Origin of the sequence: Microcystis sp. LE18-22.4A (assembly GCF_027531105.1) — a bacterium.
In the GTDB taxonomy this organism is placed as follows: Bacteria; Cyanobacteriota; Cyanobacteriia; order Cyanobacteriales; family Microcystaceae; genus Microcystis; species Microcystis aeruginosa.
This window is the reverse complement of sequence record NZ_JAPZRB010000288.1, coordinates 1-13,197: the sequence shown is the minus strand read 5'-3', so window position 1 is coordinate 13,197 and position 13,197 is coordinate 1. Positions and strand designations below refer to the sequence as shown.

Below are 13,197 nucleotides of genomic sequence, written 5' to 3'. Positions count from 1 at the left end.
GATTTAGGAGTTAATAACTTAATGGCTGTAACTACAAATCAAACAGGTGTAGCACCTCTTTTGGTAAATGGCAGACCGTTAAAAGCAATTAACACCTTCTACAACAAACAACGTTCCCGCTTACAATCTCAACTGAAAACCCAAAGTAATCAACCCTCATCTAAGAGATTGATATTCCTAACCCATAAACGAAACTGTCGAGTAGAAAATTATCTACACACAGCCAGTAAAAGAGTAATAGATTGGTGTACTATTCATGAAATAGGGACGTTAATAATTGGGCATAATGAGCGGATGAAACAATCTCTTAATCTAGGAAAAAGGAATAATCAACAATTTGTCAATATTCCCCATAATAGATTAATAGAAATGTTAACCTATAAAGCTCAATTAAAAGGGATAAAAGTCATAATAACTGAAGAATCCTATACCTCACAATCCAGTGCTTTAGATAGGGATGAGTTACCTAAATATGGTGAAGAAAAACCATTATTTAAGGGAAAAAGGTTAGCTAGGGGACTTTATAAAATGGAAACAAATCAGTTGTTAAATGCCGATGTCAATGGGGCATTTAACATCATTAGAAAAGTAATTCCTGATGTCATTGACCAGGGAATAAAGGGTTTGCCGTTTAATCCTGTAGTGCTTGACCCACTTGTTAGTGAGCCAGTCGAACTACGAATGACTAAGCTTTCAGGCTTTTAAGTAAGTTTGAGTAAGTTTAGTTGAGCGGTAATAATAGAGAGATTGGTTCACTAGTGTGACAAGGTGTACCCAGAATGTCCTATTTGTTTTTGTTCCCACTATTCACCGCTGCCTTGGCTGCCTATTTCTGGCAGCAGTCCAGCGATGAGATCGCTTATCTGGCCAGTGCCGCCACGGTAATTAGTTTAGTGTTGAGTCTGGTTTTAGCTCCTTGGCAGATTCAGCTATTAATTCTCTTGACAGTTGTGATTGTCGTCACCTTTTTATGGCAAGGACGAGAAGAGCAGAAGAATGTCCCCGTCCCCACTCCAGAAACCGCCGGCGAGAAAAAGTATCGTGGCGCCACCTATATCGAGCCAACAGTCACCGAGGCTCCTGTCAAGGAGCGAGGAGGTAAATATCGCGGTGCGGAGGTTAAAATCACCAATAATCCGACGGTGGCTAACCCAATTCGCTCCTCATCTCTCAAATATCGCGGCGCTGGTTCAGCAAACAAGGACCAGTAATCAGTTATCAGTTATCAGTTATCAGTTATCAGTTATCAGTTATCAGTTATCAGTTATCAGTTATCAGATTTGAGTTTTAAGTGAGTAGTATTAAATAGAAGTTTCCTACTGTCTTTTCACTGTTTACTGTTTATTGTTCACTGTTCACTGAAACTTCCCACCTATCTACTGGTCTTGAATATAAGGCTGATTATTTTTGATACAATTGTATGCCTTTTGTAACTCGATTCCCAGATAACCGATATGTTCGGGAATAATTGCGGGATTGGTTGTTGCAAGCTCGCGGATTAATTTGAGGGGATTTTTGCCTTGATAACAAGCGACAACTTCCCCGCTGCCGGGGGTAGTTTGTTGGACAAGAATTTGTTCTTTTTCCACAGAAATCAAAAAGTTACCGCTAGGGTCAAAAAAATTGCGCTGATTGACAATTTTATCGTACTGGGTGGCGATTAATCGTTCGACATTCTCCCAAGTATCATCGTATATGTGGGCCGATTGACTAATAGTAATCAATGGACCCAAGGTTAAATTATACTGGGAGCGTTGATTGATTTCTTGGCAAATATGTTGCTGTAAAGCGCGCAATCCCATGGCATTTGCCGGCCAAGCGGCAAACATATCATTACTTCTAAATATTGCGGTGAGAGATAATTCATTTTCCACCACTCGCACCCAAATATGATTTAAACAGGGACTACCTCCCTTTTCGTGGTCTTTCACATCCCAGAGGGACATAACTGCACTAGCAGCATCAATTTCTGAGATTAATTTATTAATAACCTGTGCAATTTGGTCCCGGCCAAACCAAGAGCGCAATCTTTGACCGTAGGTGTATTTAACTCCTTGGTGTATAGGGGAATCATCGAGAATTTGCCCGATATATTCGGTGAGAAAAGCTCTATCTATAGGCAAATAATTAGGTTCAGGAAAATAAAAGTCTGGGGGTTCATCGGTAACAACAGCCATTAGGTCAATTAATTCTTGCCATTTACCATCATATCCTGTCGGTCTAATTGTGCCAGTGGTTTTAATCTTTTGGAGAATTTTTACCCAAGTTTCGGCAATAGTTTTTCCTTCAATGCGATGACCGTATCTTGTCCCGGGTAGCAAAGAAGGAAGATTTTCTAAGAGGGGAAAGGTTAATGGTTCTCCCCAAGTTGGTAAGGGGGATTGTTTTGCATAATTTTTGACAGTTTCAATCGCTTCTGAGATGGATTTAACTGGTTGATATTGAATTGATTGACGCAATTTTTCGAGAATTTCTCGGTCAATTTCTTTGTCAATATATCCAGTGGTAGAAGAATTAATTAGCCAACATTCTTTACCTGTGTCACTTTTTCCTAACTGGAATCCTTGACTAAAAAAATCTAGCAAACATTGACAGCTACCGGAGTTCTTATCTTCCTTAGTTGCGTTGAGAATAACTAAGTATCTAACGTGGGGATTTGCTATTAAGTTTCTCAGCAGGGGACTAATTCCTCTGGTGGGACTATAAAGATTACCAATCACCGCGTATTGGTCGGGATTTAAATGTTTAGCAAGGGACTGTTTTACTGTCCATCCCGTGATAATTGCCGTTTGTCCGTGACCGCAGATTAATTGATTGGGTTTATAGTGGGGTTGGTAGATGAATTTAGGGGTGGTTTCTGTACTAAGCATGGATTTAAATTAATCGTTCAAGATAATTAATAATATTTCGGTGAAGGTTTTCTATTGTATCACTGCCATCCAGTTGTAAACAATTATCTTTATATTCTTTAAATATCTCGATAAACATTTGACGAACTTTCATTAATTTTTCTTGTTTTTCGTACACTTCTGTGATGGCTCTGTTTTTAATTCTTGCTAGAGAAATATCGGGAATAACATCGATATAAATAACTAAATCTGGATTGGGAAAATGTTGATTTAACTGCCGAACAAAAGCAAATTCTTCGGGATTATTGCAATTGTAGGCCAGGGAGGAAAAATAATAACGAGTAGTGATAACGTGGGTTTGTTCTTGGTGAATAAGTTTAAAAATGCCATCGTGATCATTATATAAGTGATCATGGCGATCAGCTGCAAATAAATAGGCCATTTGTCGGTCAAATTGATTTTGATCTTTGATAGAAATAAGATTAGTTTGCATTATTTCTCGAATCAAACGACCGATGACTCCCTCGGAAGGTTCCGGACTTAAAACTGCTTTTTCCCCTCGCTTTAAAAAATATTCTTGTAAGAGTTTTGCTTGGGTACTTGTTCCCGATCCGTCAATACCTTCAAAGACAATAAATTTCGGTTTCATAATTTAATCTTCCTTCTCGCTCTAATTATCTGAATAATTGTTTTAGCCAAGTTAACCAAGATTTTTTCTGGGGGATTAATTGCGTCATTTCTCCGATAATCTCTCCCATACTTCCCCAAGCATAAATATTTTTATTGAGGGATTGTATGGTTAAATTTTCTTGTAAAGCTAAACTGATAATACTAATCATTTCTGCTGCTTGATTACCGACTATTTGCGCTCCCAGTATTTTACCATCTTGTCGGTAGATTAATTGACAAAATCCCGTGGTTTCCCCCCAGATTTGCTGTGGGACCATATTTTTAATTGGATAGTTGATCATCTTTACCTCCTCACCATAGCTGTCCTGGGCTGCTTTTCCAGTTAAACCCACCCAAGCAATAGCAGGATCGAAAGCAATAAATGAGGGAATTTGCTCGGGATTAAAGTTAAATTTTTCTCCCGTGAGCAGATGCTTGACTAACCCAAAAGCAGCCCGATGATTTAAAGTAGGATCGGGATAATTATTTCTGAGCAAATTTAGGGCATAAATGCGGGAATTATCGGTTTGGAATTGCTGATTAACCCTAATTAATCTCTCCTCTAGTTTAACTCCCACCCCGTCCAAATTTAATCCCTGTTCATTGACTTGATAATTACCGGCAAAAATGAGATCATCAACTTCGATAACACGATTGCCTAATTGTAACCATTTTTGACCCTCGATCGCTTTCACTTGACTAGGACAATAGCCGGGTAAAATCTTAATTCCTTCCGCTTCTAAAATGGCAGTAACTAAATGGGAGATTTCCCAATCAATATCCGGCAGTAGATAATTATCCTCGATAATTAAGCTAATTTCTTTCCCTAAACGTCGGAGAATTTGCGCTAAACTCACAGCCATGCTGCTGTTGCCAATAATCGCTAAATGTTGTCCCAACTTGTCTAAATTTGGCTCTTGCCAAAGGGTTTGAGCGGTAAAATAATTAACCTCATCTAAGCCGAAAATTTTCGGGACTTGCAGATAAAAACCCGTGGCGATAAGATAGTGTTTAGCCAACAATTGCCGACCATTAACCACAAATCCTAAATGGGGCAGCCGGACAAATTCCCCTCCACCCGGGATCACATCTATTCCTTCCGTGGCTAATCTTGCCAAAGAATGATTTTTATTAATAGTTTTATCTACTTCCTCTAACCATTGCCGCAACCGTTGCCATTGGGGATAAATGGCCGTTTCTTGCCAATGATTCAGCAGTTTATAGAGATGGATAATTTGGCTGTAGCCCTTGCTAAAAATGTCCTCAGATGCCTCTAAATTGTCGCTAGAAGGCTGTTGCACTAAAGCCACCCTTTTTTTGAGGTGAACAGCCAACAAAGCCGCTTCTATCCCCGCAGGAGTGGCACCAATAATTACTAAGTCGTAAACCACAAATATAAAGTAAAAAGTCAAAAGTCAAAAAAGGTGTTGGGGGTTTTGGGGTGTTAGGGTGTTAGGGTTTAAGGGTTTTAGTTGAAATTCCCCCACTTCCCCACTTCCCCCCGCAACGCGCACGAAGTGGTCTCCCCATTTCCCCATTCCCCCACACCCCACACCCTACACCCTACACCCTCTTTCAAGTCAGGAGTCAGGAATCAGGAGACGGTATTCAGGAATCGGAAACTTAACACTTAAGTAGGGTTTGCTGAATAAATTTGAAATGTAGGCAAAGTAAGGGTTTTGGGGCTTTTCTCGCTCCCACAGGTGCAAGATTTTGAGAGAATCGTCGTTCAAAACCTTGCGTCTTCATCGGCCCGCGTCCTGTAGGGGCGAAGCATTCGGGCAATAACCTATCGGTGAAAACGTAGATTTTCTATCCGAATGCTTCGCCCGTACTTATTCAGCAAACCCTAAGTAGGGAGGCACAATTATTTGTAGGATGGGTTAGCGGTAGCGTAACATAATCGGGCGTTGGGTTTCATGCTTCAACCCAACCTACGTTCATCTTATATTTAATTCCACCCACCCACTTAAAACTCAAATCTGATAACTGATAACTGATTACTGATAACTGATAACTGATTACCGGCGCCGGTCTTGCAGTTTTTTATAGACATCTCGCAGGGGGACTTGATGATAGGCGAGAGCGACGAGGGTATGATAAAAAAGATCGGCCACTTCTGAGGCAATAGCATCGCCATCATTATCTTTGCAGGCCATGACCACTTCTGCCGATTCTTCGCCGATTTTCTTGAGAATTTTGTTATCTCCCCCGGCCAAAAGTTTACAGGTGTAGGATTCCGGATGAGGCTCGTCTCTGCGATCGCAAATTACCTTAAACAATTCCGAGAGAGTGTCGGCCGCTGGCGGTGATTTTTGCCAATTTACTTGGTGAAAACAGCTTCTTTCGCCGGTATGACAGGCAATATCACCGATTTGCTCAATAGTCAGTAAGATAGCATCACTATCGCAATCGTAGCGAATTTGACGCACTTTTTGGATATGGCCAGAAGTAGCGCCCTTGTGCCATAATTCTTGACGAGAACGACTCCAGTACCATGCTTCCCCAGTGGTGAGGGTTTTTTCGAGGGATTCCCGATTCATCCAGGCCATCATTAACACTGTAGCATCAAGATAGTCTTGAGCGATCGCCGGTACTAAACCCTGGGGATTATAAGCGATCGCGTCGAGGGGAATAGCAGAGAGTAAAGAAGACATCAGTTTTTCGCGGTCAAGAATTATGGTGGGACAAATTACCCAAAGCTTAATTATATAGCCATGGGGTCTTGGGGGTTAGGGTTTAGGGGTTAGGGGTTAGGGGATGGGGGTTGGGATTTAATGGTTGAATAATAAAAAAATTGCTGAGAAATTGATGAGAATACAATCCTATCGAGACTTACAAGTTTGGCAAACAGGAATGGATTTGGCAGAAAAATGCTATTTAGCCACTCGCAATTTCCCCAAAGAAGAAACCTACGGGATGATTTCTCAAATTCGCAGGGCTTCCGCTTCTATTCCTGCTAATATTGCCGAGGGTCATGGCAGAAAAACCCGCAAAGAATACCTACAGTTTCTCTACATAGCCCAAGGTTCTCTTAGAGAATTAGAAACCCATCTACTGTTATCAAAAAGAGTCCGATTGAACCCATCAGATACGATTGAACCCCTTCTTAACCAATGTGAATCAGTGGGTCGGTTGTTATCGGCCTTAATTCGTTCTCTGGAAGCGGGGGTTGGCGGAAATTAGTGGTTGGGTGTTTCTTATCCCCCATCCCCTATCACCTAGCCCCTATCCCCTATCCCCCAGCCCCTATCCCCCATCCCCTATCCCCTATCCCCTATCCCCTATCCCCCATTCGTGTTAGAATCAACCCGATAAGAAAAAGCTAAAAGCTAGAAAACCAAACAGGGCATCTAACCTTTAGCTATTCTTGTTCAACGTCACAGTTATCAATGTGTGCAAGACATTGGTAACTGTTATTTTTGTCTCTTCAAGCGGGAAACCAATCCTAAACCACCCACTGCCAGAAGTCCGAGGATAGTACCCGGTTCGGGAACGGTTTGACTAAATTCCTGATCTAAGATAGAAAATGAGACTTCCTCGGGAGTCGTCATGTTCACATGATCGAAACCCATCAGTTCTATATCTTTTCTCACTTTGAGTTTTTTATGCAACCCGATCAAGTCCATCCCGCAGCTCAATCCTGCGTATGTATGATTATCGACTTTACACTGACCTACCACTGTATCATCAGGCTTACGAACAGTCTCAATAATTTCTAAATCTCCTTCTCCGACCATTGTTCCATCAACTGTCATGTGGATATCTCGAATCCATTTGTGGGGATCGAGAACTTCAACGGTGTACCCCAAGGCTATATCGTACATAACCCCGCCCTGAGCGAAAAACAAACCGGTAAATTTAAGCCCTGGTCCATGAGCGGTTGTTGCCGGACCGACCATAATAGCGGCTGGATCTACCGGCCCGCAAAGACTGATTAAGCAGCCTCCTGCTGGTTGGGTAGGTTGGAAAAAGAAATCGGTGAATAGTTTATCGTCAACGAGAAATGAAGCTCCTGGCGCAAGAAGATCTGCGAGTGTCACAGCAGCATGGGAAGGAGAAGCGGCGATACCGACAACAGTAGCAGTAGCGGCACCGAGAACCGCCACACCGGAAAGGATTTTGGTTAATTTGTTGGTTGTCATCATAACTGAATTATCCAGCGTTAATTGTGTGTACTATAGCCATCAAAAGAAGTTAAGCAAGTGTTAAGCTCGCTGATAACTTTTTGTTTGACTTGACACAACTATAGCGAAACTTTTCAAAAAAAACAAGTGTTTTAGAACAGGGTGAGCCCATCTCAAACGCTATTGACCATTGACCAATTTGGTCATCCGCTTGCTGTGTGGGCATTTCAATTGATACCAGTCAATCAAAATAGTTAGGAATTCTTAACATTTGGTCGATTTTTGCTTAACAATTGAGATGGCAAATTCTCCTCAAATATGCCTGAATCACCCTCTGGGTAAGCAACTCACATAAATCAAGTTCATTTTGTTAACGATTGTTAAGATGCGCTTCGCTTACCCTGTGTTTTATAAAACTTTTTTTCGGCAATATTTAGCTATTTTTTGTCAAATTTATAGCAGTTTTCCCCGAACATAACTACCCAAAAGTTGACAAATATACCCAAGCTTTTCTGGTCAAAGTTGGACAAATAAACAGGCTCTAAGTAGGTGGGTGGAATTAAATATAAGATGAACGTAGGTTGGGTTGAAGCATGAAACCCAACGCCCGCATGGGTTACGCTACCGCTAACCCATCCTACAAATAATTGTGCCTCCCTACTTAGTTCAAAAAAAAATCTCTCAATTCGTTACAAAACTTAATCAAGAGAGGTACAATGTATAAAACTTAACAGTTTTGACAGTCAAAACTGGAGTTCGATGGCAATCAACTCCCTAACGAGGTAACTTCCTTTTGCTCCCACAAAAATGTCACCCCAAAACCCCCGGACAAACTCAGGTTTTAGAAAGACCAAAAATCCCGTTTAATATCTCTATCTAAAGAGGTATGACTAATTTTCCTAAATCATCTATAGTTACCAGCGTAGGGCAATGGCAGTATAAAAGTGGACAACTGACTGTCTAAAGTTGGACGATTCTCTCTCGAGAAATTTCTTTAATTAAAACTGGGTTAAGTTAAGTAGTCGGACATAAATTCTGTTCTCTATCTTAAGAAATGTAAATTGCCGCAATTCTTACTGACTCCTGACTTGAAAGTGGCAAGTGGCAAGTGGGGAGAATACACAAAAGCTGTCTCCTGTCTCCTGACTCCTAGCCCCACCAACAAACTTTTTGCCGCAAACCCTACTTAACAGCTTATATATATGAATACCCTCATCACTATTCGAGAAGCTTCCGATTTACTCGGAGTTAGCATTAAAACCCTCCGGCGCTGGGAACAACAGGGTAAAATTGTCTCAATTCGTACCCGCGGCGGTCATCGCCGATTTCGACCAGAAGATCTCTTACAATCTGGTCAAGCAACCCCATTGATTATTGGCTATGCTCGTGTTAATCGACCTGAACAAAAACCCCAATTAGACACCCAGATAAAAGCGTTAGAAGAATTTTGCCATCAGCAGGGTCAACCCTTTGAAATTCTCACCGATATCGGCGACGGAGTCAGCCACAATCACCCTAATTTTATGCGTCTAGTGAAGATGATTTGTCAGGGTGAGGTGAAATCTCTAGTTTTAACCCATGCGGAAAGTGTGAGTCGCTTTTGTCATGATTTTATTTTGGGTTTGTGCCGTCTCTTCAAAATCCAAGTCATTCTCCTCAATCAAACCCAGGAATCCATTGCAGCTGAGGATTTAGTGGACGATCTGCAAGCCCTCGTCACCATCTGTTACGATCATCTCTACCCACTACATAACCCGGCTCATCAGCAATTACTAGAATACCTAGGGGCGTTTAAGGATGTCCGTGTGGCTTAAAATTATCCTTGGCCTGGGTTTCTTATCCCTCTTTGTTGGCTGTCTGATGCCGCCTCTACTGTTCCCCGAACCAGGGCCAAGAATAGTAATATTTGAGATGATAAAGAGAATTTGATCCCCCCTTGCCCTAGGGTTGATTCAAGGTAGGGTTGATTCATGAATCAACCCTACCCCTTGCCTCCCTTAAAAAAGGGGGGAAACCAGGAAAGTTCCCTTTTCCAAGCTGGATTGAGGGGGATCAAATTGGCTGACGGCTGTATTGACATCCACATTGACGGCAATGAAACTAGAAACCACGGCGATTAAACGGATTCTCGATGCTAACCTTGACCGCGCCAGAGAAGGACTGCGAATTATCGAAGAATGGTGTCGTTTTGGCTTAGATAATCCCGATTTAGCCCAAGAATGTAAAGAAATGCGCCATCAATTAGCTAGTTGGCACTCGATCGATCTTAAACGACATCGGGACACGGCCGGCGATATCGGCAGGGATTTAAGCCATCCCAGGGAAGAAATCCGGGAGACTGTCGAGGGACTGCTGCAGGCCAATCTCGCTCGCGTACAGGAGGCTTTTAGGGTTTTAGAAGAATACGGTAAACTCTATGATCTGGAGCTAGGGATAGCCTGTAAACAGCTGCGCTATCGGGTTTATCAGCTAGAGAGTAAACTATTAATCTCGCCACCTCTGGAAAAACTGCAAGCATCTCCCCTCTATCTAGTCACTTCTCCCGCCGAAAATCTCCTAGAAATCGTCGAATTAGCCCTAAAAGGGGGGTTAAAATTGGTGCAGTACCGCCATAAAACCGCCGTTGATACGATTCGTTTAGAAGAGGCCGCTAAACTGTGTGAGTTATGCCACCGTTACGATGCTTTATTTATTATGAACGATCGCGTCGATATTGCTCAGGCCATTCATGCCGATGGTGTTCATCTCGGTCAACAGGATGTACCGATTTCCCTAGCGCGGCAATTTCTCGGTCCTGGGGCAATTATCGGCCGGTCCACCACTAATCCCCAAGAGATGGCCAAAGCAATCCAAGAAAAGGCCGATTATGTGGGAGTCGGGCCGGTTTATGCCACCCCCACCAAAGCAGGAAAAACCCCCGCAGGATTGGAATATGTCCGTTATGCGCGGGAAAATTGCCCTTTACCCTGGTTTGCGATCGGTGGTATTGATAGTAGTAACATTAAAGAGGTTTTAGAGGCAGGAGCGCAACAGGTAGCTGTAGTCCGGGCCATCATGGAAGCGCAGCACCCCGATGTGGTGACACAACAATTATTAAACCAATTAAAGTAGGGAGTGGGAAGTGGGAAGTGGGGTGTGGGGTGTGGGGTGTGGGGTGTAGGGTGTAGGGTGTGGGGTGTGGGGTGTGGGGTGTGGGGAAGTGGGGGGGTGGGGTGTAGGGTGTGGGGTGTGGGGAAGTGGGGGGGTGGGGTGTGGGAAGAATAAATAAAAATAATCTCCTGTCTCCTGTCTCCTGATTCCTGACTCCTAATCACTGCGGGTTAATAATTGGGGCAGCGGGGAGGGAAGGGGAAGGTATGGGTGCGGGTGTCGGAGAAGCAGCCGGTTGGGGGGAAGTTTCGTTATCTTTGACTAAATAAATTGACTCCACCTGCTGACTGGTTTGGGGAGTAGCGATAAATCTGCCCTCATCGACAAGATAAGTCATCGTTTCGGCGCGGATACTGTTGCCTTCCTGCAAAACGTAAACGTTACCCGTCATCACTAAACGACGTTCGCGGCTAAAATACTGAGCTTGGGCGGAAGTGGCCTGCATTTTGCGAGCGGGATAGAACACTTGTACGTTACCCCGAGCAGTAATTACCCCCGTTTTTGAGTTCGCCTCCTGAATATCCGATCGCACTGTCATGGCATTACCTGGTACAATGTTCTGCTGTGCTTTGACTAGGGGAGAATTGCCCAATCCCATGATTAAGCCAGCAGAAACGAGGGCAACTAGCCATCCTCTGATTTTTGCGTATCTTGCTCTCATAGAAATCTCACCTATAGACGTAATTGTATTGACTAACTAATCTAGCTTTTTAGAGAACGGGATGACTTTTGAGGATTTTCGGCAGAGAACAGATAGATCGATCGAGGTGGGGATGAGGATGTTCCTGATTGCTTTTCATCGCTTCTAGCACTGCCGGTAAAGCTTGGGGATCGAGATTCTGTAAAAAGTTTAATAGATCCAAACTCTCCCCCACCAAGTGCGTCACGTTGATCCCCTCGTAATCGGGTTGATAGTGTTGCAAACGTCTAACCCCTTCTCCCAAAAGAATTACCGCCCCGCGCCAGTTATTATTTTCCAGATGGTAACAAGCGACAGCAATCTGCAAAATGCCTTGATAAAAGGTTTTTTCAGGCTCTGTGGACTCCATCCACAAAGCCTCTAGGGTATCATGACAAGCATAGAATTGCTGGCGATTAAATTCGTCGATTCCTTGGCCAAAAGCGGTGGCTGTCATTACCCTAAACTAATGCCCCTTCATCGATTCGCGGACTTCTTGGATATAGTCGAGGGAAATTATCTGTTCTTCCCCAGCAAACTCGTTATCGGGGGTAATAAATAGCATACAGTGACATTCTTTCCGTTCCCGCATCGGTACACAGGGACAATTCCAGAAAGTATTTTTTACCTCCGCTTCTTTGTCTTCGTAGTGACGACAGGGACATAAAGGAGCGCCTAATTCGTCCTTATGACGCGCTAATCCCTCAATTACTACGGCTGTCACCGAGAGATCGCTACAGAAGTAAGTATTTGTACCTTTAGCGTACTGTTCGGCAAACTTTTTCATCGCCTCAAGACTCTTATCCGTGTTTGTGATCTGGCTCATAGTTATCTGATCCCCTTAGCTTTCTACAAAAAAACTTTTTACCTAAAATGTCAGCTTGAAGGAACCCTCGGTTTTACCTCGGAGATGAAAAGCTGACATCGCCTTGACACCTTGTACGATGAGTTGCTAGATTATAAGCATAACACATTGAGAGGTCGAGTCAATGCGAGTCATAGAGTTTAAGTTAAAAACCAATTCACACCAAGAGATAGCCATTCAAGAGGCTATAAGGGTGGGACAGTTCATCAGGAATAAATGTTTAAGATTTTGGATGGACTCTACCAAAGAAGATCAGGTTAACTATGGTACTTTGTGTAGGCTAACTACCGAATTATCTAATAGTCCTGAATTTTCCTTTGTTGGTAAACTCAACTCTATGGCTCGTCAAGCAAGTGCCCAAAGAGCTTGGTTCTCTATATCCCGTTTTTATGATAACTGTCAAAAGCGCACCGCCCGCGCCGAATCGAATTCGGCGAGCGGACGGAGCAAGAAGGGTTTAGCGAAAAAAGGCTATCCTAAATTCAAAAAGTTTTCAAGGTCTGTCGAGTACAAAACTTCTGGTTGGAAACTAACAGAAGACAAAAAGTTTATCCACATCACGGATAAAACAGGGATAGGGAAATTAAAGTTAATCGGCACTTTTAGCCGTGAGATTCTCGATAAATCCACTATCAAAAGAGTCAGGCTTATTAAACGAGCCGATGGCTTTTATTGTCAATTTGTCTTAGACATTGAAAGAGTAGAACCCTTTGACTATACAGGAAAAGAAGTAGGGATTGATTTAGGTTTAAACCATTTATTAACCGACTCTAATGGGGATAAAATTGATAACCCACGGTTTCTTCGTAAGTCGGAAAAAAGACTAAAAAAGGCTCAACGTAAACTCTCAAAGAAGAA

Annotated in this window: 15 protein-coding genes; 7 read left to right on the top strand and 8 right to left on the bottom strand. The window is 42.8% G+C overall.

Annotated elements, in window-relative coordinates; all coding sequences use genetic code 11:
- Positions 1-705, top strand: a 705-nt coding sequence (locus O9295_RS13375) for an RNA-guided endonuclease InsQ/TnpB family protein (RefSeq protein WP_288033282.1), incomplete at its 5' end; no start/stop codon positions are given.
- 74 nt (positions 706-779) lie between these two features.
- Positions 780-1,211 carry a DUF4278 domain-containing protein gene (locus O9295_RS13370; protein WP_012266918.1) on the top strand — a complete coding sequence of 144 codons (432 nt, stop codon included), beginning with the start codon at positions 780-782 and terminating at the stop codon, positions 1,209-1,211.
- A gap of 165 nt (positions 1,212-1,376) precedes the next feature.
- Here the strand turns inward: O9295_RS13370 and O9295_RS13365 are convergent, their stop codons facing one another.
- The 4 genes from O9295_RS13365 to hisIE form a co-directional block, all read right to left on the bottom strand.
- The gene (locus O9295_RS13365; RefSeq protein ID WP_288033281.1) at positions 1,377-2,870 is read right to left on the bottom strand and encodes a thymidylate synthase; all 1,494 of its coding nucleotides are present in this window, start codon (positions 2,868-2,870) and stop codon (positions 1,377-1,379) included.
- A gap of 4 nt (positions 2,871-2,874) precedes the next feature.
- Entirely contained in the window at positions 2,875-3,498 is a 624-nt protein-coding gene (gene tmk, locus O9295_RS13360) for a dTMP kinase (RefSeq protein WP_287691807.1), read from the bottom strand.
- Positions 3,499-3,523: 25 nt separating this feature from the next.
- Positions 3,524-4,909: a dihydrolipoyl dehydrogenase family protein gene (locus O9295_RS13355; protein WP_288033279.1), complete on the bottom strand. Its 1,386-nt coding sequence runs from the start codon at positions 4,907-4,909 to the stop codon at positions 3,524-3,526.
- Between the two features lie 630 nt (positions 4,910-5,539).
- Positions 5,540-6,175, bottom strand: a complete 636-nt coding sequence (hisIE, locus tag O9295_RS13350) for a bifunctional phosphoribosyl-AMP cyclohydrolase/phosphoribosyl-ATP diphosphatase HisIE (RefSeq protein ID WP_149988172.1) — start codon at positions 6,173-6,175, stop codon at positions 5,540-5,542.
- 154 nt (positions 6,176-6,329) lie between these two features.
- Between hisIE and O9295_RS13345 the strand changes: the two genes are divergently transcribed.
- On the top strand, positions 6,330-6,704 hold the full coding sequence (locus tag O9295_RS13345; RefSeq protein WP_170915463.1) for a four helix bundle protein: 375 nt from the start codon (positions 6,330-6,332) through the stop codon (positions 6,702-6,704).
- A gap of 230 nt (positions 6,705-6,934) precedes the next feature.
- On the opposite strand, the gene O9295_RS13340 is transcribed toward O9295_RS13345, so the two are convergent.
- Complete coding sequence (locus tag O9295_RS13340; protein WP_288033277.1) at positions 6,935-7,666, bottom strand: PEP-CTERM sorting domain-containing protein; 732 nt, start codon at positions 7,664-7,666, stop codon at positions 6,935-6,937.
- A gap of 1,181 nt (positions 7,667-8,847) precedes the next feature.
- Between O9295_RS13340 and O9295_RS13335 the strand changes: the two genes are divergently transcribed.
- The 3 genes from O9295_RS13335 (at position 8,848) to O9295_RS13325 (ending at position 10,756) form a co-directional block, all read left to right on the top strand.
- Positions 8,848-9,459, top strand: coding sequence for an IS607 family transposase (locus tag O9295_RS13335; RefSeq protein WP_288033276.1), 612 nt, complete (start codon positions 8,848-8,850; stop codon positions 9,457-9,459).
- Between the two features lie 156 nt (positions 9,460-9,615).
- Positions 9,616-9,765, top strand: a complete 150-nt coding sequence (locus O9295_RS13330) for a hypothetical protein (protein ID WP_288033275.1) — start codon at positions 9,616-9,618, stop codon at positions 9,763-9,765.
- Entirely contained in the window at positions 9,740-10,756 is a 1,017-nt protein-coding gene (locus tag O9295_RS13325; protein WP_288033274.1) for a thiamine phosphate synthase, read from the top strand. The genes O9295_RS13330 and O9295_RS13325 overlap by 26 nt, the downstream gene beginning before the upstream one ends.
- Before the next feature lie 199 nt (positions 10,757-10,955).
- Here O9295_RS13325 and O9295_RS13320 read toward each other — a convergent pair whose 3' ends face one another.
- The 3 genes from O9295_RS13320 to O9295_RS13310 are packed head-to-tail and all read right to left on the bottom strand — an operon-like array spanning position 10,956 to position 12,300.
- The gene (locus O9295_RS13320; RefSeq protein ID WP_288033272.1) at positions 10,956-11,456 is read right to left on the bottom strand and encodes an LptA/OstA family protein; all 501 of its coding nucleotides are present in this window, start codon (positions 11,454-11,456) and stop codon (positions 10,956-10,958) included.
- Between the two features lie 49 nt (positions 11,457-11,505).
- A complete protein-coding gene (locus O9295_RS13315) occupies positions 11,506-11,931 on the bottom strand; it encodes a DUF309 domain-containing protein (RefSeq protein ID WP_147073110.1) in 426 nt (141 codons plus the stop codon).
- 9 nt (positions 11,932-11,940) lie between these two features.
- Entirely contained in the window at positions 11,941-12,300 is a 360-nt protein-coding gene (locus O9295_RS13310; RefSeq protein WP_061432731.1) for a ferredoxin thioredoxin reductase catalytic beta subunit, read from the bottom strand.
- Positions 12,301-12,463: 163 nt separating this feature from the next.
- Here O9295_RS13310 and O9295_RS13305 point away from each other — a divergent pair.
- A partial coding sequence (locus O9295_RS13305; protein ID WP_288033270.1) for an RNA-guided endonuclease InsQ/TnpB family protein occupies positions 12,464-13,197 on the top strand: 734 nt, incomplete at its 3' end.

What these genes read in the sequence shown, in the direction of transcription:
- O9295_RS13370 (WP_012266918.1), top strand. Translation starts at nt 780, where the DNA reads ATGTCCTATTTGTTTTTGTTCCCACTATTCACCGCTGCCTTGGCTGCC.
- O9295_RS13365 (WP_288033281.1), bottom strand. Translation starts at nt 2,870, where the DNA reads ATGCTTAGTACAGAAACCACCCCTAAATTCATCTACCAACCCCACTAT.
- tmk (WP_287691807.1), bottom strand. Translation starts at nt 3,498, where the DNA reads ATGAAACCGAAATTTATTGTCTTTGAAGGTATTGACGGATCGGGAACA.
- hisIE (WP_149988172.1), bottom strand. Translation starts at nt 6,175, where the DNA reads ATGTCTTCTTTACTCTCTGCTATTCCCCTCGACGCGATCGCTTATAAT.
- O9295_RS13345 (WP_170915463.1), top strand. Translation starts at nt 6,330, where the DNA reads ATGAGAATACAATCCTATCGAGACTTACAAGTTTGGCAAACAGGAATG.
- O9295_RS13340 (WP_288033277.1), bottom strand. Translation starts at nt 7,666, where the DNA reads ATGATGACAACCAACAAATTAACCAAAATCCTTTCCGGTGTGGCGGTT.
- O9295_RS13335 (WP_288033276.1), top strand. Translation starts at nt 8,848, where the DNA reads ATGAATACCCTCATCACTATTCGAGAAGCTTCCGATTTACTCGGAGTT.
- O9295_RS13330 (WP_288033275.1), top strand. Translation starts at nt 9,616, where the DNA reads ATGAATCAACCCTACCCCTTGCCTCCCTTAAAAAAGGGGGGAAACCAG.
- O9295_RS13325 (WP_288033274.1), top strand. Translation starts at nt 9,740, where the DNA reads ATGAAACTAGAAACCACGGCGATTAAACGGATTCTCGATGCTAACCTT.
- O9295_RS13320 (WP_288033272.1), bottom strand. Translation starts at nt 11,456, where the DNA reads ATGAGAGCAAGATACGCAAAAATCAGAGGATGGCTAGTTGCCCTCGTT.
- O9295_RS13315 (WP_147073110.1), bottom strand. Translation starts at nt 11,931, where the DNA reads ATGACAGCCACCGCTTTTGGCCAAGGAATCGACGAATTTAATCGCCAG.
- O9295_RS13310 (WP_061432731.1), bottom strand. Translation starts at nt 12,300, where the DNA reads ATGAGCCAGATCACAAACACGGATAAGAGTCTTGAGGCGATGAAAAAG.